Annotated in this window: 21 protein-coding genes; 12 read left to right on the top strand and 9 right to left on the bottom strand. The window is 54.3% G+C overall.

Going from position 1 to position 21,817, the window contains the following annotated elements; translation table 11 throughout:
* Nucleotides 1-161 precede the first annotated feature (161 nt).
* Nucleotides 162-977 (top strand): HAD family phosphatase, encoded by an 816-nt coding sequence (locus tag C4542_03680; protein ID RJO62497.1) that lies wholly within the window; start codon nt 162-164, stop codon nt 975-977.
* A gap of 27 nt (nt 978-1,004) precedes the next feature.
* Here C4542_03680 and C4542_03675 read toward each other — a convergent pair whose 3' ends face one another.
* A complete protein-coding gene (locus C4542_03675) occupies nt 1,005-1,493 on the bottom strand; it encodes a hypothetical protein (protein RJO62496.1) in 489 nt (162 codons plus the stop codon).
* Between the two features lie 416 nt (nt 1,494-1,909).
* On the opposite strand from C4542_03675, the gene C4542_03670 reads away from it, so the two are divergent.
* Nucleotides 1,910-2,821, top strand: coding sequence for a restriction endonuclease (locus C4542_03670; GenBank protein ID RJO62495.1), 912 nt, complete (start codon nt 1,910-1,912; stop codon nt 2,819-2,821).
* Nucleotides 2,822-2,831: 10 nt separating this feature from the next.
* Here C4542_03670 and uvrC read toward each other — a convergent pair whose 3' ends face one another.
* Nucleotides 2,832-4,661 (bottom strand): excinuclease ABC subunit UvrC, encoded by a 1,830-nt coding sequence (gene uvrC / locus C4542_03665; protein RJO62494.1) that lies wholly within the window; start codon nt 4,659-4,661, stop codon nt 2,832-2,834.
* A 224-nt stretch (nt 4,662-4,885) separates the two neighbouring features.
* Between uvrC and C4542_03660 the strand changes: the two genes are divergently transcribed.
* Together C4542_03660 and C4542_03655 are read left to right on the top strand one after the other, a co-directional pair.
* The gene (locus tag C4542_03660) at nt 4,886-5,431 is read left to right on the top strand and encodes a class I SAM-dependent methyltransferase (protein RJO62493.1); all 546 of its coding nucleotides are present in this window, start codon (nt 4,886-4,888) and stop codon (nt 5,429-5,431) included.
* Nucleotide 5,432: 1 nt separating this feature from the next.
* Nucleotides 5,433-5,762: a hypothetical protein gene (locus C4542_03655; protein ID RJO62492.1), complete on the top strand. Its 330-nt coding sequence runs from the start codon at nt 5,433-5,435 to the stop codon at nt 5,760-5,762.
* 61 nt (nt 5,763-5,823) lie between these two features.
* Here C4542_03655 and C4542_03650 read toward each other — a convergent pair whose 3' ends face one another.
* Nucleotides 5,824-7,023: a twin-arginine translocation signal domain-containing protein gene (locus C4542_03650; protein ID RJO62491.1), complete on the bottom strand. Its 1,200-nt coding sequence runs from the start codon at nt 7,021-7,023 to the stop codon at nt 5,824-5,826.
* 253 nt (nt 7,024-7,276) lie between these two features.
* On the opposite strand from C4542_03650, the gene xerD reads away from it, so the two are divergent.
* The 3 genes from xerD to fusA all read left to right on the top strand — a co-directional run bounded on the left by xerD (nt 7,277) and on the right by fusA (nt 10,761).
* On the top strand, nt 7,277-8,188 hold the full coding sequence (xerD, locus tag C4542_03645; protein RJO62490.1) for a site-specific tyrosine recombinase XerD: 912 nt from the start codon (nt 7,277-7,279) through the stop codon (nt 8,186-8,188).
* Between the two features lie 36 nt (nt 8,189-8,224).
* Entirely contained in the window at nt 8,225-8,488 is a 264-nt protein-coding gene (locus tag C4542_03640; GenBank protein RJO62489.1) for a hypothetical protein, read from the top strand.
* A 200-nt stretch (nt 8,489-8,688) separates the two neighbouring features.
* Entirely contained in the window at nt 8,689-10,761 is a 2,073-nt protein-coding gene (gene fusA, locus C4542_03635; GenBank protein RJO62488.1) for an elongation factor G, read from the top strand.
* A 59-nt stretch (nt 10,762-10,820) separates the two neighbouring features.
* Here fusA and C4542_03630 read toward each other — a convergent pair whose 3' ends face one another.
* From C4542_03630 to C4542_03615, 4 genes are all read right to left on the bottom strand, one after another.
* Nucleotides 10,821-11,753, bottom strand: coding sequence for a hypothetical protein (locus C4542_03630; protein ID RJO62487.1), 933 nt, complete (start codon nt 11,751-11,753; stop codon nt 10,821-10,823).
* 484 nt (nt 11,754-12,237) lie between these two features.
* The gene (prmC, locus tag C4542_03625; protein RJO62486.1) at nt 12,238-13,077 is read right to left on the bottom strand and encodes a peptide chain release factor N(5)-glutamine methyltransferase; all 840 of its coding nucleotides are present in this window, start codon (nt 13,075-13,077) and stop codon (nt 12,238-12,240) included.
* Nucleotides 13,074-14,144, bottom strand: a complete 1,071-nt coding sequence (prfA, locus tag C4542_03620; protein RJO62485.1) for a peptide chain release factor 1 — start codon at nt 14,142-14,144, stop codon at nt 13,074-13,076. The genes prmC and prfA overlap by 4 nt, the downstream gene beginning before the upstream one ends.
* A 193-nt stretch (nt 14,145-14,337) precedes the next feature.
* Nucleotides 14,338-15,423 (bottom strand): NDP-sugar synthase, encoded by a 1,086-nt coding sequence (locus C4542_03615; protein ID RJO62484.1) that lies wholly within the window; start codon nt 15,421-15,423, stop codon nt 14,338-14,340.
* Nucleotides 15,424-15,723: 300 nt separating this feature from the next.
* On the opposite strand from C4542_03615, the gene C4542_03610 reads away from it, so the two are divergent.
* From C4542_03610 to folE, 5 genes are all read left to right on the top strand, one after another.
* Complete coding sequence (locus C4542_03610) at nt 15,724-16,986, top strand: hypothetical protein (protein RJO62483.1); 1,263 nt, start codon at nt 15,724-15,726, stop codon at nt 16,984-16,986.
* Between the two features lie 8 nt (nt 16,987-16,994).
* The gene (locus tag C4542_03605) at nt 16,995-18,290 is read left to right on the top strand and encodes a homoserine dehydrogenase (GenBank protein RJO62482.1); all 1,296 of its coding nucleotides are present in this window, start codon (nt 16,995-16,997) and stop codon (nt 18,288-18,290) included.
* Nucleotides 18,291-19,346: a threonine synthase gene (locus tag C4542_03600; GenBank protein RJO62481.1), complete on the top strand. Its 1,056-nt coding sequence runs from the start codon at nt 18,291-18,293 to the stop codon at nt 19,344-19,346.
* Nucleotides 19,347-19,446: 100 nt separating this feature from the next.
* Nucleotides 19,447-20,037 carry a flavin reductase gene (locus C4542_03595; GenBank protein ID RJO62480.1) on the top strand — a complete coding sequence of 197 codons (591 nt, stop codon included), beginning with the start codon at nt 19,447-19,449 and terminating at the stop codon, nt 20,035-20,037.
* 18 nt (nt 20,038-20,055) lie between these two features.
* Nucleotides 20,056-20,622, top strand: coding sequence for a GTP cyclohydrolase I FolE (gene folE / locus C4542_03590; GenBank protein ID RJO62479.1), 567 nt, complete (start codon nt 20,056-20,058; stop codon nt 20,620-20,622).
* 114 nt (nt 20,623-20,736) lie between these two features.
* On the opposite strand, the gene C4542_03585 is transcribed toward folE, so the two are convergent.
* The gene (locus C4542_03585) at nt 20,737-21,156 is read right to left on the bottom strand and encodes a YjbQ family protein (GenBank protein RJO62478.1); all 420 of its coding nucleotides are present in this window, start codon (nt 21,154-21,156) and stop codon (nt 20,737-20,739) included.
* A 47-nt stretch (nt 21,157-21,203) separates the two neighbouring features.
* Nucleotides 21,204-21,817: dihydroorotate dehydrogenase electron transfer subunit (locus tag C4542_03580; protein ID RJO62477.1), on the bottom strand; the 614-nt coding region annotated here is incomplete at its 5' end.

Raw genomic sequence — 21,817 nt, 5'->3', positions numbered from 1 at the left:
TAAACTTCGTGTTATCCGCATCGGAATCTACTATCGGAGATTGCCACGTCGGTCGTCCGCCTCGAGCGGACTCCCTCCTCGCAAAGACATAGTTTCTTGCACCAAAAAGGCGTACTGGTTATAATCCCATAGCAACTTTGGCATTTTTCCCGGAGGACAACTTGAAGTATAAAATGGTGGTCATCGACATAGACGGGACGCTGGTGGACAAGCACGGCAACATAGCGCCGGAGGATAAAGCCGCCGTCACCCGCTTGGACAACTCATCCGTCGTCGTATCCCTGTGCACAGGACGCGTCATCAAGGCATCCATGCCTGTCATAAAAGAGCTGAGGCTCAACAACTTTCACATATTTTACGACGGCGCGCTTATATACAACCCCGGGAACATGTCTACCATCTACGCCAAGCCGCTCGACGCCGCCATAGTGCGCGAGGCCATCGATTTCAGCCGAAAGAACGACATCTACCTGGAGCTTTATTCCAGCGAGAGGTTCTTCTCCGAGCGCCCCAACTGGTCTGATGAGGTGCACCGCAAGTTCTTCCGCGTGGAGCCCACCAAGGTCAACTTCGACGACATCTGGAACAAGGAGCGCATACTGAAGGCCGAGGTGGTGGTGCATAACGACGAGGAGGCCGTCAAGGCCAAGCTGTTCGAGGGCAACTTCGGCGACAGGCTGCGCTATTCCATCGCGCGCTCGCCGGCCTACCCCGATATAGACTTCATCAACATCGTCAACCCGCAGGTCAGCAAAGGCGAGGCACTGGGGAAACTGCTGGAATACTATGGATACCAGGCCTCCGAAACCATCGCCATCGGTGACGGCCTGAACGACATTCCGCTGCTAAAAGCGGCAGGGGTGTCGGTGGCGATGGGGAACGCCTTCCCTGAGGTCAAAGAGGCATCTCTTTACATAACGCAGGACATCGAGCAGCACGGGGTGGCGGCGGCCATCAACTTCTTCTTTCCTGTTTAAGCCTTGAGTTTAAGTCGCAAAACGGGATTACGCCGGTCGCTTGTCAGCGCCGAGGCTGGCGCGGGCAAGCGATTCCCACTGAACCTCGGACATAGGCAATGAATTGGCAGGGATGAATCCTTCATTAAACGCCCTTACTTTATCCTGAGTACGGGTAATACCGAAATAGGCCAGCATCGCCATTGCGGCATTACGGCCTACATCCCGGCTTGGAATCCAGATATCATCAGGCCGGCTCTCGACAGGAATTTCATCCGGTTTACAGGGAGCGCCGAAGACATGCAGTATGCGGCATGCCAGCGGCCGAACCGGATATACGGAACACCGCGACTGCAACAGGAAGGGGCACTCGGCGCTCAGTTTGTGATTTATCATTCTGTCCAGCACCAATGCTCTTACGCTGTCCTCCTGTTTATGAATCACAAACCACAATACGCCGAGTATCTCCAGTTCAGTCATGGGAACTGACGGCCTCATGCAGCAGCAACAGCACCCGTTTTTGCAGGCTACTGGCATCCCGCGCTTTTCTCTTCTGCTTCGAGCTCCAGCTTCGAGCCGGAATCGTAAATATGATAGGTGTCCAGCAGGATAGAGAGCCACGGATAATTCGATTCAGCCGGTTCGATCTGACGGGGAGATTTCTTGAGCTGCTTGTCGAGTTTTTCAGAAAACTTGTTCATGGGTTATTACAAATTACGCTTCAAACAATTCGTTGTCAATCACAACCCGAGCAGCAAGGGGTGGCGGCGGCCATCAACTTCTTCTTCCCGGTGTGAGGTACAAAGCTAAGTTAGGATAAAGAGAAAGCCCTGAGGCGAAAGTCGAGGGGTTTTTTCATAATAAACATCCACTATTTTCAACAAACCATTGAAGTCGAAATAAATAGAACCTATAATCTGACAAACTGATAGCATCCATTTTGGGAGGGTAACATGAGTATCCCAGATTATCAAAGTATCATGCTTCCTTTGTTGGAAATTGCTGCCGATGGGAAGACACACCAAATATCAGAAGCCATCGAGTATTTGGGTAAAAGGTTCAAATTAACTCCAAAAGAGAAGGATGAACTCTTACCAAGCGGTAAACAAGAAATCTTTAACAACCGTGTCGGTTGGGCCAGAACCTATTTAAAAAAGGCGGTATTATTAAAAACGAATGAAAGAGGGCGCTTTTGTATTACTGAACGTGGACTTGATGTCCTCAAAAATGTAACAACGCGCCATTTAACAAGAATCGACCAAAAATATCTATCCCAATTTCCTGAATTTCTCGAGTTTAAAGCGAAGCATAAAGAAAAGGAACGAGAAGCCCCTGCTCTGGAACATGAACCCCCCAAGGAACAAATTGAATATGCGTACGAGCAACTTGTTGAAGAACTTGAAGGTGATATACTCCAACAACTCAAATCAGTATCTGCTAATAGGTTCGAACATATTGTAATAGACCTGCTAGTTGCAATGGGTTACGGAGGTAACCGTCAGGATGCAGCTAAAGCAATCGGCAAGTCACGTGACGAAGGACTTGACGGCGTTATCAACGAAGACAAACTGGGTATCAGTAAAATATACGTCCAGGCAAAACGATGGGGTGATAAAAATGTCCGGCATAAAGACATTCGCAATTTCATAGGTTCTCTTGATGTCGCACATGCGGATAAAGGCGTTTTCATAACAACCTCTGATTTTAATAGAGACGCAGAAGAAGCAGCGGGGAAAAGTTCAAAAAAAATAATAACAATAAAGGGAACCCGACTCGCGGAACTCATGATCGAAAATGATATTGGTGTAAGTCGCGAAAACGAATTTGTAATTAAGCGACTCGACACAGATTATTTTGAAGATTGATCAGATGGCCTCACCCCACAAACTCCTTAATCTTCTGCGCGATAAGCGGCGTAATGCCACTCACCTTGGTCAGATCCTCCACCGAAGCCTGTTTGACGCCCTGGAACGTGCCGAAGTGCTTTAAAAGCGCGCGCTTGCGGTGCGGGCCGATGCCGGGCACGTCGTCCAGCACGGACGTGAGCGCCTCGCGCTTGCGGATATTCTGGTGGTAGCCCAGCGCGAATCTGTGCGCCTCGTCCCTTACGCGCTGTAACAACTGCAACCCGGGCGACGTCACCGGCAGGCTGATGGGTTTTCCCCTTCCCGGCAGGAATATTTCCTCGTTTTCCTTGGCCAGTCCGAGCGTGGCGATGGCCTGCGCTCCGGCTTCTTCCATGGCCTCTCTGGCGGCGGAAAGCTGCCCTTTGCCGCCGTCAATAAGAACAAGGTCCGGGAGCGCCCAACTATTCCCGTCCTTGCGCTCCGAAACGTGCGAGAAACGGCGTCGCAGCACCTCCTGCAGCATGGCGTAGTCGTTGGCCTGCGGCACAGATTGGATGCGGAAGCGGCGATAACGCGCCGGAACGGGCTTGCCCTCCTCGAAGACCACCATGCTGCCCACCGCCATGCGCCCCTGTATGTTGGAGATGTCGTAGCCTTCGATGCGGGCGGGCGGGGAGGAGAGGCCCAGCTTGTCTTTGAGTTCGGCCAGGGCGGATTCCAGCGCCGAGGGCTGCGCCAGGTTCTTGATTCTAAGCTGCTCGACGCCCTTGATGGCGTTCTCCTCGACGGTGTGCAGAAGTTCACGGGCAGGGCCGCGTTCCGGCACGCGGAGGACGACAGGCTTACCCCGGCGGGAGGAGAGCCACTTCTGCACCACCTCTTTTTCCAGAACCGGGTGCTGGAGGAGGATGAGTAGCGGGATGCTCATGGTGGCCGAATAATATTGCTGCACGAAGTCGGTCATTATCTGCTCGGGCTTTTCCTCGCCGATGCCCTGGAGCGTGAAGGCCTCGCGCCCGATGAGCTTGCCGCCTCGCACGAAGAACACCTGCACCAGCGCCTGGCCCTTGTCCGGGGCGAAGGCAATCACGTCCTGGTCGCCCTTCACTTTGGCGGCCATCTTCTGCCAGGCGACGACCTGCTGCACCGCTTTTATCTGGTCGCGTATCCAGGCGGCCTTTTCGTACTGCTGCAGCTCGGCGGCGAGGCGCATCTGCTCGTTGAGGTGCAGTTCGAGGGGTTTTTGCCTGCCTTCGAGGAAGAGAATCAGCTCGTGGATAATTTCCATGTATTCGGCGCGGGTAATTTTGCCGTTGCAGGGGGCCACGCAATGGTGCATGTCGTATTCCAGGCAGGGACGGCCCGCGTAGTTGTCGAGCTTGATGTCGCAGGTGCGGAAAGGAAAGATGGACTTCACCACATCCAGCGCATGGCGGATGGAGCGCAGATTGGCGAAGGGGCCGAAATAGCGCGCCCCGTCCGAAGCGACATGGCGCACCACCAGCACGCGCGGCCAGTCCTCGGCCAGGTCTATCTTGAGGTAGGGGAAGCCCTTGTCGTCCTTGAGGCGGATGTTGAAGTGCGGGCGGAATTTCTTGACGAGATTGAGCTCCAGGACCAACGCTTCTTCCTCCGAGGCCACGATGTAAAACTCGAAGTCAACGACGTGAGAGACCATCTGCTCGGTCTTTGCGTCGTGGCCGGTCTTCATGAAGTAGCTCTTGACGCGGTTGCGCAGGTTGACTGCCTTGCCCACGTAGAGGACCTTGCCGGCGGCGTTTTTCATGATATAGACGCCGGGGTCGGTGGGAAGCTGCCTGGCGCGCACCAAAAGCGGATTGTTCTTTGAGGCTGACATAATGATTTACATATATTTTAACATAAGCGGGACCGGGGGGATAACATTCTCACCCTGAGTCCGACTGGGCGGACGAAGGGTCTGGCTGGAATATCTATCGGACGAGATGCCATCGAGGTAGAGGAGATTATCGCGCCAGATCCTTCGTCGTCCTTCGTACTCCTCAGGATGAGAGAATAATTCAAGTTGCAAATCCACCATCCTCATGCTAGCTTTATAAGACTATGCGCCGCGACCACATGCATAAAAGCACCCAGCCCGCCGGGTTCCTGGTGGTCAACCGCAGCCTGCTGCCTCCCGCCGGACGCGCGCTCGACCTGGCGATGGGGGCGGGGCGCAATGCCGTCTATTTAGCCAAAGAGGGATTTGAAGTCGAGGGCATAGACGTATCCACCGAAGCCGTGGAGAAAGCGCTCTTATTGGCAAAGAGCGAGGGCGTGCATATATCTACTCTCGTGGAGGATTTGGAAAACGGCTACAGACTTTCTCCGGCAGACTATGACGTCATAGTCTGTTTTTACTATTTACACCGCCCGCTCATCGCGGAGATACGAGAGGCGCTCAAGCCGGGCGGGATAGTGGTTTTCGAGACGTATAATACAGACCAGGCGGAGTGGGGCCGTCCCAAGAATCCCGACCATCTGCTGAAACACAACGAGCTGCTCAACATGTTCTGCGATTACCGCATCCTGCGCTACCGCGAGGGTGTTATCGAGCCGCGCAAGGCTATCGCCAGCATTATCGCACGCAAACCGTGTAAGGAGGGCTGACATGGAGCGTTTCGAGGGCAAGGCGCACGTGCCGGGCGCCGAACGGGAGTGGTCTATCGGACTGGAGATCGACTGGGGAGAGAAAGACGTTACCGTGCGTATCCCTGACGCTCCGGGGGGATTGAAAGAGTGGCCGGGGCTGGTCGTGCAGACCTTCGGCCCGATGGAAGAGATCGTATTCAGGACTAAAGGCATTCCTCCCCTGTTTACACACTGGTGGCATTTCGTTCGCGGCGGGCACGATGAATTAGCGGGGATTGTCCTCGCATTGCCTGATGCCAACGGAGTGTGGCGCACCTGCCCGATTGAGATGGCTAAAACCGGGGAATAATAAAAGAGAGCGAGAGATGATTCTCCGCCCTTTAATGAACACGATTAGACAGATTTTATGTCTATGTCTTTGAAGTGTATTTGAAATTCACATCGTGCAGTTCGGCAGGGAGCTGATAACCGTCACATTCGAAAGGATAAGCCAGTACCCCGCTGGGAAAAACCGCATCAGGGCGGTAACTTTTCCAATAAAAGAACGCACTTGGCTGAACCCAGTGAAGATAGGGGTTCCCCTTTTGAACGGTGGGGTTGACTGACGTATCTGATACTTTAAAACAAAAGGGGGCCATGGAGTGAGTACCGACACTGCCAGCGAATGCAATTAGTTCACCACGTTTTACCGAGCGGCCAATCATGGCATCGCAAGAAATCGCACCTTCTGGAGCCATATAATCACTGCGAGGATAAAATAGGTGTCCCTGGGCTCTGAGAACTTTACTATCCCAATCTTCAACTTCAGTTTGACTGTCTTTCAACACCAACGGTGAGCTAAACAGGTGATAGATGAAAACAATCATTTTGGGCCAATCAGGACTATTAGACTCGAAGAATAATCCCAAATCATTGAATGGGCTCTGTTTTACCCCATTTTGAATTCTGTAGACGGCACCCCTGTTATTAACGCCAATTAATACCATATCGAGAGGCGCAAGTACGGGTGTCCAATTTTCGAGCTCGAATTCCATGCCCAGCTTATCTGGATAAACAGGCCAACCCGGGTTAGCACCGACTTTGGGGCCAAGAGTGATGATTTTGGGATCCGCACCCGTGCCGTACACTTCCGGATGAGTATTGATACCTTCCATATTCGGTGGCGGTGAGGTAATGGCGCACGCACTCGTAGCGGGCACTGGAATAGGTACCGGCGATGGTGTAGGTGTTGGTGTTGGTTTAGACGTGGAAGTAGGAGTGAACGATGGCGTAGGTGTAGGAGTAGACGTAGACGTAGGTATAGACGAAGACGAAGGCGTAGGCGAAGGCGTAGGCGAAGACGTAGGCGTAGGCATGAATGTGGAAGTGGAAGGGAGCGTCGAAGTGGGCGCAGGAGTGGGTGCGGACGACAATGTGGGTTCAGGGATCGGAAAGAGCGAGGACGATGGTGCAGGTGCAGGAGTCGTGGAAGTGGTAGAAGAGATATTGCATGAGCTCGCAAGAGTCAGCGTGCCAAGGGTTGCGCCACACACTAACAGCGCAGCATCCTTCAGAAATTCCCTGCGTGAAAATTCCTTCTTCTCTTCAGGTTCTTTCTTTTGTGGAATCATGCGATGAATCAAATTACCCACCTCAACTGACTTTATTTCGTAATCTTTGCCAGCTATTTTATCCTCCGTTTGACTATTTCAGTATCGCCCAAATGCTTAATGGCGTCAAATATATTTACATCTGACGTTTTTATGACGGATTGTCACTTTTTTCTTTTAATCCGCTGCCGATTCCAGAGCAGGAGGCTGAAAACGCCGCTTGCATTATCCATGCGTTATGTTAAAATAGATGCAATTCACAGAGAGGTGACGTGTGAGACAGGATATCGACAGCTTTTTGAACTATCTCCGCGTGGAGAAGGGTTTTTCCACTAATACCACCTCGGCCTACGCCAACGACCTCAACCAGCTGGCTACCTTCGCCGAGGATTCCGCCTCTAAAAAGGGCCTTAAAAAACCAGCCTGGAATGCTTTCGACCGCCCCGAGATGCTGAGCTACCTGCTCAACCTTAAAGAGCGCGGCTATGCCGTGACCACGGTGGCGCGCAAGGTGGCCGCCGCCAAGAGCTTCTTCGGCTTTCTTACCGCCGAGGGCAAAATCAAGGCCGACCCCATGGAGAATATCAGCTCACCCAAGGTGGGTAAGGCTTTACCCGACACGCTGACGGTCAGCCAGGTGAGACAACTCATCGACCAGCCTGCCAGGAGCACCGCCCCGGAAGCGAAGCGCGACCGCGCCATGCTGGAGCTTTTGTATGCCAGCGGCATGCGCGTCAGCGAACTGGTAGGGCTCAATCTGGGCGATATCGATACCAAGAACGGCTTCGTGCGGCCTTTCGGCAAGGGCAAAAAGGAACGCATGGTGCCGGTTTACCCTCAGGCAGCCCAGTCGGTAGAGGTTTACACGAAGGAAGTACGTCCGCATTTCGTGCATAACAGCGAAGAGAAAGCCCTTTTCGTCAACCAGCGCGGCGAGCGCCTGACGCGCCAGGGACTCTGGCAGATACTCAAAGGCTATGCCAAAAATATCGGCCTGGAAAAACAGGTCAAGCCGCATACCCTGCGCCACAGCTTCGCCACGCACATGCTCAACGGCGGGGCCGACCTGCGCTCGGTGCAGGAGCTCCTGGGACACGCCAACATCTCGACCACCCAGATATACACGCATTTGACATCAGACCATGTGCGCCAGGCCTACGACAAGGCTCACCCGAGAGCTAGATAACCGGCGCAGCATAATACGTAAAGGAAAGGATTTTCAATGTCCCGCAGGAATATCCATAAGAGCAAAAGACTTAAAAGCCATAAACCGGCTGTAGCAGTTAAACCGGCCGCTCAAGTGGCCGCAGCAGCGCAATCGACGGTAGCAGCAGTCCCGCTAAAGACCGTCCCCGTAAAAACGGCCACAGCACAGGAAGCCGTGGCGGTCAGATTTGCCGAACTGCCTTATGAGCTCAGGCGTATAGGTCTATTCACCGCTTTCGTGGTTGTCTTGCTCATCGTGCTGTGGTTTTTTCTTAAATAGCAGGGTATAACCGCCGCACGAGCAGCCGTTATATTCTCTCAACCGCAATCTGTCGCGTGGTCATCATGCGCTAAAACAGCATCCACCGGCAGGCAGCGGACACCGGACAGTAAACGAGGTAACGGGTGGCTATCCAGGCGAATATGCCTGTTTAGACTATAATATCAAAGGCTAAAATAATAGCTAAGAGAGGGTGTTAGATGAAACAGTACTCTCCCGACCACATCCGCAATGTGGTGCTGCTTTCCCATAGCGGCGCAGGCAAGACGACGCTGTCGGAAGCGCTCCTGTTTGCCGCCGGGACTATCAACCGCCTGGGGAAAATCGAAGCCGGCAACACCACCTCCGACTACGACCCCGACGAAATCAAGCACCGCATCAGCATCAATCTCTCGCTGCTGCCCTTCGAATGGCACGAATCAAAGGTCAATCTCCTCGATACCCCCGGATACCTTGACTTCGTAGGCGAGGTCAAAGCGGCCATCAGGGTCAGCGAAGGTGCGCTCATACTTGCCTCGGCTGCCTCGGGGCTGGAAGTCGGCACAGAGCTCGCCTGGAACTACAGCCAGGAAGCCGGACAGTCCCAAATCATATTTATTAACAAAATGGACCGCGAGAACGCCAATTTCAACAAGACCGTCGAGCAGTCCCAGTCGCGCTTCGGCTCAAAATGCATCCCGCTGCAGATGCCCATCGGGGCGCATACCGGTTTTAAGGGGATTATCGACCTCATCTCTATGAAAGCCTATGCCGGCAATCCCCCCCAGGAAGCAGCCGTGCCGGCAGAACTGGTGGAGCAGGCCAAAGCCCTGCAGAGCAAAATGATAGAGGCGGTGGCCGAGACCGACGACGCCCTCATGGAAAAGTACCTTGGCGGTGAAGAACTCAGCGCCGCAGAGATTATCAAGGGTTTGCAACAGGCAGTCTCCGCCGGTAAGATTGTTCCCATCCTGACGGGCTCCGGTTTACAGGGCATCGGCGTCACGCAGCTTCTGGACGCTATCGAGCGCTATCTGCCTTCTCCTTTACAGCGCAAGATAGCCGTGGCAGAGGACTCTTCCGTAAAGGATTTGCAGCCTGACGTCACCGGCATGCCAGCGGCGCTGGTATTCAAGACGACAGCCGACCCCTATGTAGGCAAGCTGACCTATTTCCGCGTTTACTCCGGCACTATCGAGAGCAACTCGCACATATGGAACGTCAACCAGAATGCCGACGAACGCATCGGGCAGCTCTTCATGGTGCGCGGCAAAACACAGGAATCGATGGCCAAAGTGGAAGCCGGAGACATCGGCGGCGTCGCCAAGCTCAATATTACGCTCACCGGGGATACCCTCGGCACGCAGGCCAAGCCAGCCAAGCTGGCTCCCCTGACCTTCCCCAAACCCATTTACAGCGTGGCGGTACACCCGAAGACCAAAGCCGACCTGGACAAGATGGGTTCGGCTCTGGCGCGGCTGGCGGAAGAAGACCTGACGCTGCACATACGCCGCGACCACGATACGGCTGAGACCATCCTTTCCGGCATGGGCGATACCCAATTGGCTGTTGCCGGAGAAAAGATGCAGCGCAAGTTCGGTGTGGGCGTCGAGCTCACCCCGCCCAAGGTACCTTACCGCGAGAGCATTACCCAGGCAGCGCGCTCCGAATTCAGGCACAAGAAACAGAGCGGCGGCCATGGCCAGTTCGGCCACGTAGTGCTGGAGCTTGAGCCGCTGCCTCGCGGCAGCGCCAACGTATTCGAAAATAAGGTCGTCGGCGGGGCTGTGCCCAAGAACTATATACCCGCGGTGGAAAAGGGCGTTCTCGAAGCCTCGAAAGAGGGATCTCTGGCGGGCTTCCCTGTGGTGGGTCTCAAGGCCATCATCGTCGACGGCAGCTTCCACCCGGTGGATTCCTCCGAAATGTGTTTCAAAATAGCCGGCGCGGGAGCGCTCAAACAGGGTATGCAGGACGCCAAGCCCATCCTTCTCGAACCTATGGTCAGCATGAAGATAACCGTACCGAACGACTTTACCGGCGATATCCTGAGCGACCTCAACACCAAGCGCGCGCACGTCATGGGCATGAACCCCGAGGGCGGCATCAACGTCATCGATGCCGAAGCGCCCATGGCCGAGGTGCTGCGCTACGCTACCGACCTTAAATCCATCACGCAGGGGCGCGGCACGTATACCATGGAGTTCAAACAGTACAAAGAGGTGCCGGCGCACATCACCCAGAAAATCATCGCCGACCGCCAGGCCGAAAAAGAACAGGAAGCCTTAAAATAGGGCCAAGTTAGTGAGCCGGAACATTGTAGGGCGGGTTTGAAACCCGCCCCTTTTATTCATTATTTTGGGAACAAACTACGTAGATCATCCACAAAGTACCTTGGGTTGAACCCCATACGGATGTTTTCAAGAACAAAACTATCTACAGCACTTAATCCCAAGGACGCAATTAATGAAAACCCTTGTGTTAACGGCACAAAGCTTGCACCTACGGCTTGCATGACAATAAAACGAAGAATTTTTCCTTTCCTACTAGATAAAAACCCCCCAGATGCGAGTGCCTTAATGTATTCTGTCGTCAATATATCGGGGCTTGCGGGACCTATTTCTTCAAACCACTTACGAAATTCATTTGCTATCCTTGTATTCCTAAACTCCCATACTTTGGCTTGATTTATTTCACCGCTCATAACAGCCGAGGCTATATCAGGAACTTCATTAACAGCTAGTAATTTAGAAAAAGACTCCTTCGCGACTTTACCACCCGTATACCGTTGAATCTTCGAATCTAGAAGCTTGGCGAAACTCCGGTCAGTGACCATGTCTCTCGCACCCCCCTCTTCAGCCAAGTAGGCTTCTAAATTTAGCATTCCTAGGCGAAGAGTTGAGTCAATTTCATCACCAGCCACTGCAGGCAAAGGCACAAAGGAAAATACTCTAACTTGATTGGGTTCGATTCCAGGCAAACTATTTAACGACACAGTCTTCATGGACGGATTTCTATAGAAAAAATAATCAGTAAGTACTCCGCTTCCTTGAATATCCCTGTAAGTCTCATTAGCAACCTTCTCTTGGAATTGTGGCATCTCTGTATCAACAGTACAAAGTTCAGTTAATTTACTAATAATATCAATTTGCTGTTCATTTAAACCTACAAGCCGATTCTGGAGTTGCAAAGTGGCGGCTTCTTTGGGTGCACATCTATGAACCTTCGTCCACCAAAGTTCTTTGTCCATTTTGTCTTCACTTGGTTGTAGCTGAGCCAATAACAATCCAACACCATTTCCAGAATATGCGAGAAATCCCGATGTATGTACAAAACTAATTGCTTGGGATCTCAATAATTCGGTAAAGACAGGAACACCCAACCAATGAACTAAAGGAACAATTATGGAATAGTCAACGGTTGGCACCATAATGTGATCATAGAAGAGCAAAGTCTCAAGAATATGTCCAGCGAGCCAATTATTGCCTACAAATGCTTTGTGTATCGCGGTGGGATCAGGGTCCCACGGTAATGAAAGGTTACTCGCAAAAAGACTAGAGGGAATTGGTGATATTGGTTTCAAGAATCGATGAGGAAATGATATTAATTCGCCTGAACGGTCAATTTTTACATCACAAATTGTATCGGTATTTTCAGGAGTTTCAATTCTTTTAATTGTACCTATTTTGCCAACATGTAATGCGTCACCGTCTTCTTCATTTATTCGAACACGTTGGCCTAAGGAAAATCGCGTACCATCATTACTCATTTCAAATAATTATATCATCTATTCTTCCCCACACCACCCGCTCTATCCCTGCCAGGTCTTTAATCGTCCCGATTTGCGCAAAGGGCAAGGCCGCGCTTAACAGCCGTTTAACCCTTTCTTCCTGCCCCTGGCCGATTTCCAGCAACACCCACCCCCCGGCCTTCAGCTTGCCATGTAGCGAGCCGCAAAGCCTCTCGATAACATCCAGCCCTTCCACTCCGCCGTCCAGCGCCAGGTGCGGCTCCGGGCTTGTTGCGCAATCTAAAGACTTTACATAAGGCAGGTTGGCAATCAGCATATCCACAGGCTCAGGCAAAGGCGCGGTCAAATCGCCCAGGAGAAAGGTGATGCGAGATTCTACCTTGTGCTGTCGGGCGTTGAGACGCGCTAGCTCCAATGCTTCGGGCGAGATGTCCGTGGCGTAAATCCAAGCCTGAGGCAGATTCAACGCCAGGCTGATGGCGATTGCCCCGCTGCCCGTGCCGATGTCGGCGATGGCAGGGGAGCGCATACGGGATGCGATTTCGAGCGTTTTCTCAACCAAGTGCTCCGTCTCCGGCCTGGGGATGAGCACGGATGGATTTATGACAAACTCCAATCCGTAAAACTCGCGTTTGCCCGTGATGTACGCCAGCGGCTTGCCTGAGAGCCGGCACGCGGCGAGGGAGTCAATCAGCCGTTCTTGTTCGGAAGGTAGCTCTCTTCCGAGGTTATTTAAGAATGCAACTGCATCCAACTTCAGCACGTGGCGCATGAGCAGTTCCGCTTCAAGCGGCGCTTCTTCTATCCCGGCAGACGAAAAGCGCTCGCGGATAAGGCCGAGCGACTCACCAATTTTCATACCAGATCGGATTCGAGCGCCTTGGCCTGCTCGCTGGCAGCCACGGCGTCTATCAGGTCGTCCAGGCCGCCCTCCATGAGTTTCGGCAGATTGTGCATGGTGATACCGATGCGGTGGTCGGTAACGCGGTCCTGCGGAAAGTTATAGGTGCGTATCTTTTCGGCTCGATCGCCCGTGCCCACCTGACCGCGGCGCTCGGCGCTTATCTCGCCTTCCTGTTTCATTCGCTCAGCGTCGAGCAGTCTGGTTTTAAGCACGGCCATAGCCTTCTGGCGGTTGCGCAACTGCGAGCGCTCGTCCTGGCATACCACCACCAGCCCGGTGGGGAGATGAGTCAGGCGCACCGCCGTGGAAACCTTGTTGACGTTCTGCCCGCCGGCCCCGCCCGAGTGGAAGATGTCAATGCGCAGGTCGCTCGGACTCACGTCAATTTCAACGTCCTTGGCTTCGGGGAGCACCGCCACCGTGGCCGTGGAGGTGTGGATGCGCCCGCCGGCCTCCGTGCTGGGGACGCGCTGGACGCGGTGCACGCCGCGCTCGTATTTGAAGCGCGAGAAGGCGCCTTTGCCCTTGACCTCGAATATGATTTCCTTGATGCTGCCGATGGCCGATTCGCTGCGGTCGATGACCTCGACGTTCCAGCCGCGGTTGAGGGCGTAGCGGCTGTACATGCGGAAGAGGTCGGCGGCGAAAAGACCGGCCTCGTCACCGCCGGCGCCGGCGCGTATTTCCACGATGACGTCGCGCTCGTCGTTGGTATCGCGGGGAAGCAGTGCCGACTTAAGCGAGGCCAGCAACCCTTCCAGCGTCACCTGGAGTGTCATCAGCTCTTGCTTGGCCAGCGTCCGCATATCTTCGTCGGTTTCAGTATCGAGCATGGAGCGCGCTTCCTCCATTTGCTTTTCGGTGGATTTGTATTGCCGGTAGAGATTCACAACGTCCTCGATGCCGGCGCGTTCCTGCGCCAGTTCCTGCAGGCGTTTTACGTTCGAAACGACATCCGGGCTGGCCATTTCCAGTTCTATGTCGTTAAAGCGTTTTTCAAGTTGGGCCAGACGGTCTAACATAATACTTTCCTCGCGCTAATTGTATCACAGGCTCGTTTTGACGCTCAAATAAAGAGGGAGGGATGAAGTCTCTCTCTATGATTGGCTTAAGACTGACGGTTTTTGCGATGTCGCAACCGGCGGTTGTATTGAGATTTTCGTGGTCTGCTGTGCTTCTTCCGTAAGAGAGAAGTCGAGTCTGGTTTCCTCTGGTCTACCCGATAGTCTTGCCCGGTTCGACTCGCGCGCCGGGCTCCAGCTTATACCCACGAGATATAGTGACGTTGTCTCCCAGTACAGCCCGAATGGCTTCGCTGCCCGCCTGCAGGTGGCACCCATTGGCGGCGATGCTCGACATAAAGCGAGAACCATTTCCGATGGTCACGTTTTGCCAGATAACGGAAGCTGAAATCGTCGCCGCATCCTCAATCAGGCACCCGCTTCCGATGACTGTCGGACCTATGATTACCGCCTCTTTCCCGATAGAGCAGTTATCGCCCACCAGCAGGGGACCTTTGAGAATGGCTGTCGGGTGTATGCGGCAGCCGCGGCCGGTAATAATTTCATGGCCGTGGTTAAAGCCATATTGGCCGCCTTTGCCGGACAGCAAATCGAAATTAAGCTGTCTGTATTTTTCAGGGTTGCCGATATCTATCCAGTAACCCGAAGACGGGAAAGCGTAAACTGCGTCCCCGCCCGCCAGCATGGACGGAAAAAGCTGCCGCTCGAAACTGTATTCCTGCGAGGGGGGTATCATATCCAACACGCCGGGTTCCAGCACATAGGTGCCGGCGTTTATCATGTTGGTGGTCACCTCTTCGGGACGCGGCTTTTCCAGGAAGCGCGTCACTCTGCTCCGGCTGTCCGTCTCGATAAGGCCGTAGTGCGTGGGGTTGTCCACCGGAGTAAGCGCGATGGTAGCCCTGGCCTGGTTCTGACGATGGAAAGCCAGCATGGCGCTGAAGTCCAGGTCGGAAAATATGTCACCGTTAAGCACGAAGAAGCTGCCTACAACCAGTTCCGCCGCGTTTTTTACCGCCCCGGCTGTTCCCAGAGCCGATTTTTCCAGAACATAGCTGATTTTTATCCCCAGCCGGCTGCCGTCTCCAAAGCAATCCTCGACAGGAGGGGCCAGATGGCTTAAAGCCAGTATAGCCTCATCGACACCATGTTTCTTCAACCATAGCAGGACATGCTCCAGGAACGGCCTGTTCAGCACCGGCACCAGAGATTTGGGGGTATTGTATGTGAGCGGCCGGAGTCTGGTACCCAGGCCACCCGCCAGAATAACGGCTTTCATTAATAATCAACTCGAAACAAAACAATAAGCCACTACATGATACCAAATTTTGTAGATTTATTTAAAGCTGTTCAGAGGATTTGAGCTTGCCGGCTCGGCGTGTTGCCGAAACGGACTGTCTCTAAGGCTGAAAAGCAAACCTGAGATGCACCTGCTTGCGTTATTAGTAGTCAGCAAATGCTTTTCGCTTTTTATCGCCCGTGATTGCACGTAATCCGAATTAAATCTATAATAGCTCAGTTACAGAATATTCAATCAACGCAGCTTTCTGCTCTTAATAATATGGAAGGCAGGTAAACCTTGGCGAAAAAGAATGAACCCCAGGCGGTGCATCCGCCCACCAGTCGGCAGCTGACCCACTGGCAAAAACAGGCTCGCAGGCAGCGCATCATCGGCATCAGCGGATTTGTTACCATCGTGGCGGTGATAGCAATAATCCTTTCTGGCTGGTATTTCAAGCAGTACGTCCCCATCGACAAGCCCATGCGCGAGACCGTGATAGAGGTCAACGGGCATAAGTTCAGCATGGCCTATTACGTAGATGCCCTCAGGTATGTCTCCGGCGGGCAAACTTCCTATATTTCCTACATATTGGATTACGTGGAACAGACTATCGAACAAGTCGAACTCATGAAAGAAGAAAGCATCAAGCTTGGCATCACCGTAACCGATGACGAAATTAATCAATACATAAAAGATAATGCTCTGGCTAATAATCAGGCGGTCAGAGACCTGGTGCGAGGCCAGTTGTTAAGCAAAAAACTTACTAGCGACTACTTCGGTCCACAGATTCCCGCCTCCGCCGAACAACGCGATGTGCTGGCCATGTTTCTCGAAAGCCAGAGCCAGCTTAACGACATCAAAGCCCAGATAGATGCCGGTGCAGATTTCGGCGAGCTAGCGGGAAGCATCTCGCTGGACAGCACCACCCAGGGTGATAAGGGCATATTGGATTCGCATGCCAAAGGTGTTTTCGATTACCTCCTGGGCACCAAAGGATTTGATGATCTTATCTTCACGACGCAAGTAGGCGACTGGGGTCAGTTCCAGGATGCGGAGAAAACCAAACAGGTGGGGTACTGGCTGGTCAAGGTCACCGAGAAAAAAGATGATAACAGCCAGGTGCATGTATTCGGCATGCTGCTTTCAAGTCTGGAGGAAGCGCAGGCCATCAAGACCCGCCTCGATGGCGGGGAGGATTTCACCACACTGGCGCAGCAATATTCTCAGAATTGGTCGGATACTTCCAAGGACGACCTGAGCTGGATAACCTCGGATTCCACTGCCGCTTACAAAAGCTATGTCTTTGATACGGCCACCGCCATCGGCGCCGTCAGCGCCCCCATCAAGGACACCAATCAGAGCACTAAGGGCGGCTACTGGCTCTTCAAGGTGCTGGACAGCGCCGTCAAGGATGTTTCAGCCGACGACAAGACCAACCTGATCAACCAGGCCTTTAACACCTGGCTCACCGCTTTACAGGATGACACAGTCAATAACAAAATAACCAACTACCTGGATGAAGCCAAAAAGACCTTCGCCACCATCCAGGCTTCATCATAAGGTGAAATATGGAAAACAAGACAATCGGCATAGGACTCATGGGGCTGGGAGTTATCGGCGGGCAGGTCGCCCGGGTGCTCACGGAGAGGTCGGGTATGCTGGCGGAGCATGCCGGTTTCCCGCTGATTCTGCGCAAGATTAAGGTTATCGAGAGCGACCTCACCAGGCCGCAGGCTCAGGCGATGGAACGCTCGCTCTTCACCATCGACGAGGAGGAATTTTTCAACACGCCTGGTTTGGACATCATCGTCGAGGTCATCGGCGGCGAACACCCGGCTTTCGAGTACCAGAAACGAGCATTAAAGAGCGGCAAGCACGTGGTGACCGCCAACAAGGAGGTCATCGCCAAACACGGGGCCGAGCTTCTGGCGCTGGCGGCTCAGAACAGAGTTAGCCTGCGTTACGAGGCCTCGGTAGGCGGCGGCATACCGCTTATCGCCCCATTCCAGCGCGACCTCATCGCCAACCGCATCAACGGTATTTACGCCATCATCAACGGCACCACCAACTTTATTTTAAGCACCATGGCCCGCGAGGGCACCGAGTTCGCCACAGCGCTCGGGCAAGCGCAAAAGCTGGGCTATGCCGAGACCAATCCCAGGAACGACCTCGAGGGCATCGATGCCGCTTACAAGATAGCCATACTGGCCACGCTGGCTTTCCGCAGCCGCGTCCGCCCCGACCAGGTTTTCCACGAGGGCATCTCGCGCCTTTCGCGACGCGATTTCCGCTACGCCCGCGAACTGGGTTTTGCCATCAAGCTGCTGGCTATCGCCAAGCAATCCGATTCCGAGATAGAGGTGCGCGTGCACCCGGTGTTTATACCGGCCGACTGTTTCCTGGCCAAAGTTGACGGCGTTTACAACGCCGTGCAGGTGGATGGCGACCTTACGGGGCAGGTAACCTTTCTGGGGAAGGGGGCGGGAGCCCTGCCGACCTCCAGCGCGGTTGTTGCCGACGTGGTGGCAGCCGCCCGGCACGTGGCATCCGGCCAATCGGGCTCTACATGGCAGCCCGGTGAAAACAAGCGCCTCAAGCCCATGTCGCAGATTGTCACAAGGTATTATATCCGCATGGGCGTCACCGACCAGCCAGGCGTGCTGGCGCAAATAGCCTTTGCGCTGGGTAGCCACCAGATAAGCATCGCTTCGGTCATCCAGAAGGAAACCGAACCAGACCAGACGGCTGAGATAGTCATCATGACACACCCGGCGCGCGAAGAGGCCATGCAGGCGGCCTTTGCCGAGTTCAAAAAGCTGCCTGTGGTTAAAGAAGTCCACAATTTTGTGCGCGTAGAGGCCTAGATGTCTAAAAACGGGCTGCTGTTCAAGTATAGGGATTTTCTTCCCATAACGGATAAAACACCCATGTTCTCGCTGGGCGAGGGTGATACGCCGCTGGTGCGCGCTCCCGCGCTGGAGAAAATTGTCGGCTGTGGCGAACTTTACTTTAAGCTGGAAGGGTGCAACCCCACCGGCTCCTTCAAGGACCGCGGCATGATAATGGCCATCGCCAAGGCCGTGGAAGAAGGCAGCAAGGCCGTCATGTGCGCCTCCACCGGCAATACTAGCGCCTCCGCGGCGGCCTACGCCGCGAGGCAAGGTCTGGAAACCATCATCATCATACCCGAGGGCAAGATCGCACTGGGGAAGCTGGCGCAAGCCATCATGCATGGGGCTAAAATAGTTTCCATCGAGGGCAACTTCGACCAGGCGCTCAATATGGCGCGCGAGCTTACGCAGAAGCACCCGGTGACGCTGGTCAATTCCATCAATCCTTACCGCATCGAGGGACAGAAAACGGGTGCCTTCGAGATTATCGAGACGCTAAACGACGCCCCGGATTACCTCTTCATTCCGGTAGGGAATGCCGGCAACATAACCGCTTACTGGAAGGGTTTTGTTGAGTACCATAAGCTCGGCAAATCAACCAGGAGACCGAAGATGATGGGCTTCCAGGCTGCCGGGGCCGCGCCTATCGTGCTGGGGCACCCGGTCGAAAAGCCGGAGACCATCGCCACCGCCATCCGCATCGGCAACCCGGCCAGCTGGCAGAAAGCCACCGCCGCCAGGGATGAATCGGGCGGCTTGATAGACATGGTGACGGATGAAGAGATACTGGCGGCCTACCACCTGCTGGCGGAGAAAGGCGGGCTTTTCGGCGAACCTGCCTCGGCCGCTCCGCTGGCCGGGCTATTAAAACTCAGCAAGCAGGGGTGGGATTTCTCAAAGAGCAAAATTGTTTGCATCGTCACCGGCAACGGGCTGAAAGACCCGGACACAGCCGTCAAGAACGCTCCCAACATCATAAAGCTGCCCGCCGACCTGGCAGTTGTTGAGAAGGCGCTGGGCTGGGGCTAGAAAATCTTCTCTCCCTTACCGGAAAGAAAACAAATATCTCCTCTCCCCTTGGGGGAGAGGAGAGTTATAAGAAGTTTAAAACTCATCCAGGAGCGTCAACATGAACAAAGCAAATACCGAAGGCGTGGGCATCTTCGCCCAGCATTATCCCAGGGTAGCGGCCATTATCACCGCACGGGCCGGCAGCCAGGCCAACGCCATGACCGTCGCCTGGCATACGCCAATATCTTACAACCCGCCCCTTTATACTGTGGCTATCGCCACCAAGCGCTTCACCTACAGCCTGATAGCCGCCAGCCATGAGTTCGGCGTCAATTTCATGCCGGCCGACCAGGCTGAAATAGTGGCCGCCGCCGGGGGCACTCACGGCGCCGAGCTGGATAAATTCAAGGCTTTCCATATCGGCACGGACAAGCCTCTCAAGACGGGTGTCCCTGTACTGCGCACGTCGTACGCCGCCTACGAATGCAAGGTCATCGACGACCGCGTCTACGGCGACCACCGCCTGCTCATTGGCGAAATCGTGGCAGTGCACTGGCTCAAGGAAGTATTCATGGAAGACGGCAGCCTCGACCTGACAAAAGTCAGCCCGACCCTCTATATCGGCAATGAGCACTACGTGAGTACAGAGAGTGGCACCATCCGTACGCTGGAGCGTGAATTCTGCGTCGAACGGCTCAGCGCCAAATAGCCGTCAAGGAGAGAGCACGTGATAGATGAAAAAGCCGTCCGTCAGGCAGTGGAGAAAATCATCGAAGCCATCGGTGAAGACCCCAAACGCGAGGGGTTAACCGACACTCCGCGCCGCGTAGCCGAGATGTACGGAGAGCTTTTCTCCGGCATGTGCCAGGACCCCAGAGAGGAACTCAAGGTCGGTTACGAGCTGGGTCACCGCGAGCTGATTATCCTCAAAGACATACCTTTCTATTCCATGTGCGAGCACCACCTGCTGCCATTCTACGGTGTGGTGCACATCGGGTATATCCCCAACACCGAAGGCCGGGTGGTGGGTATCAGCAAGCTGGCTCGGGTAGTAGAATGCCTGTCGCGCCGCCCGCAGATACAGGAGCGCCTGGCCACCCAGATTGCCGACGCCATCAATGACGGTCTCAAGCCTGACGGCGTGGCCGTGGTGATTCAGGCGGAACACCTGTGCATGGTCATGCGCGGCATCAAGAAACCGGGCAGCAGTGTCATTACATCAGCTCTGCGAGGGGTTTTCCGCAAGCGCGCCGCCGCCAGAGCAGAGTTCTTCTCGCTCATACAGGGGAAATAATCCTGATCTATCATTCTGAGCAAAGCGAAGAATCTGGCACGCAAATACCCAAAACATTGGGTTACATTCCTGCCAGACCCTTCGTCTGCCTGCGGCGAACTCAGGGTGAGAGGATTATTTTCCCATAACTTGCACAACGATCTTACGCCTGCGCGGCCTTTCGTCGAAATCCACCAGCACCACCTGCTGCCATGTCCCCAGAACCAGTTTGCCGCCATTGAACGGGATGACCAGCGAAGCTCCAAGCAGTGAAGCCCGCACGTGGGCGTAGCCGTTGGCATCCCCCCAGGTGTTGTCGTGGTGGTATGGCACGCCTTCCGGCGCGAGCTTCTGCCACATCTCGTTGAAATCGGCGACCAGGTTGGGCTCGAACTCGATAGTGGTAATAGCTGCCGTGGAGCCGATAACGAAGACTGTAACAATTCCATCCTTGAGCTTGGATTGCGTGACGATTTCTGCCACTCGCGCGGTGAGGTCAAGAATGTCGCCGTGGCCTTTGGACTGAAGTTCAAGGGTTTCGGTTTTTATCATCATTGCCCTCGTGGTGGCGACCGGCCGGTCGCCGCTACGTACTTGGCGGTTTAAATCCCCGCCATCTCCTCCCACACCACCTCATCCAGGTTGAACACCGGGCCGTCGTGGCAAACCTGCTTGAGACCGGAACATGTCTTGACTGTACAGCCGTAACACACGCCCAGCCCGCAGGCCATGCGCGTCTCCAGGGATACCTGGACATTCTTGCCTTTGAGGTTCTGCTGCTTGACCAGCGCCCGGTACATGAGCAGCGGCCCGCACACGAATATCTGGTCCACCGAATCGAGGAAATCGGGCACGCATTCCGTTACCAGGCCGTGCCTCCCGCAGCTGCCGTCGTCAGTGAATTCCACCAGCCTGATGCCTTTGGGCAGCAGTTCCTTGCTGTAGCGTTGGTCATTCGCCGTGCCGTAAGCCAGGTTAACGCGCACGCCTTTTTGAGTGGCCCGTTCAGCCAGAAAGATGAGCGGGGCCAGGCCTATACCGCCCGCCGTCAGCAGTATCTCGCGCGACGAGGGCATAAGGGTGAAGCCGTTACCCAGTGGGCCGAGCACGTCTAGTCTGTCGCCCGGTTTGGCGCGAGAGAGCCAGTCGGTGCCTTTTCCGATTACCGCAAAGAGAAAGGCAACCTGTTTTTTATCCTCGCTGACGCAGTGGATGC

The organism is Dehalococcoidia bacterium (assembly GCA_003597995.1).
GTDB lineage: Bacteria > Chloroflexota > Dehalococcoidia > Dehalococcoidales > UBA1222 > SURF-27.
Note: the sequence above shows the minus strand (reverse complement) of the source record. Positions and strands in the feature narration are given on the sequence as shown.

What these genes read in the sequence shown, in the direction of transcription:
- C4542_03675 (RJO62496.1), bottom strand. Translation starts at nt 1,493, where the DNA reads ATGCCAGTAGCCTGCAAAAACGGGTGCTGTTGCTGCTGCATGAGGCCG.
- C4542_03670 (RJO62495.1), top strand. Translation starts at nt 1,910, where the DNA reads ATGAGTATCCCAGATTATCAAAGTATCATGCTTCCTTTGTTGGAAATT.
- C4542_03600 (RJO62481.1), top strand. Translation starts at nt 18,291, where the DNA reads ATGTCTAAAAACGGGCTGCTGTTCAAGTATAGGGATTTTCTTCCCATA.
- C4542_03650 (RJO62491.1), bottom strand. Translation starts at nt 7,023, where the DNA reads ATGATTCCACAAAAGAAAGAACCTGAAGAGAAGAAGGAATTTTCACGC.
- C4542_03640 (RJO62489.1), top strand. Translation starts at nt 8,225, where the DNA reads ATGTCCCGCAGGAATATCCATAAGAGCAAAAGACTTAAAAGCCATAAA.
- C4542_03660 (RJO62493.1), top strand. Translation starts at nt 4,886, where the DNA reads ATGCGCCGCGACCACATGCATAAAAGCACCCAGCCCGCCGGGTTCCTG.
- C4542_03655 (RJO62492.1), top strand. Translation starts at nt 5,433, where the DNA reads ATGGAGCGTTTCGAGGGCAAGGCGCACGTGCCGGGCGCCGAACGGGAG.
- C4542_03615 (RJO62484.1), bottom strand. Translation starts at nt 15,423, where the DNA reads ATGAAAGCCGTTATTCTGGCGGGTGGCCTGGGTACCAGACTCCGGCCG.
- C4542_03595 (RJO62480.1), top strand. Translation starts at nt 19,447, where the DNA reads ATGAACAAAGCAAATACCGAAGGCGTGGGCATCTTCGCCCAGCATTAT.
- prmC (RJO62486.1), bottom strand. Translation starts at nt 13,077, where the DNA reads ATGAAAATTGGTGAGTCGCTCGGCCTTATCCGCGAGCGCTTTTCGTCT.
- prfA (RJO62485.1), bottom strand. Translation starts at nt 14,144, where the DNA reads ATGTTAGACCGTCTGGCCCAACTTGAAAAACGCTTTAACGACATAGAA.
- uvrC (RJO62494.1), bottom strand. Translation starts at nt 4,661, where the DNA reads ATGTCAGCCTCAAAGAACAATCCGCTTTTGGTGCGCGCCAGGCAGCTT.
- fusA (RJO62488.1), top strand. Translation starts at nt 8,689, where the DNA reads ATGAAACAGTACTCTCCCGACCACATCCGCAATGTGGTGCTGCTTTCC.
- C4542_03605 (RJO62482.1), top strand. Translation starts at nt 16,995, where the DNA reads ATGGAAAACAAGACAATCGGCATAGGACTCATGGGGCTGGGAGTTATC.
- C4542_03585 (RJO62478.1), bottom strand. Translation starts at nt 21,156, where the DNA reads ATGATGATAAAAACCGAAACCCTTGAACTTCAGTCCAAAGGCCACGGC.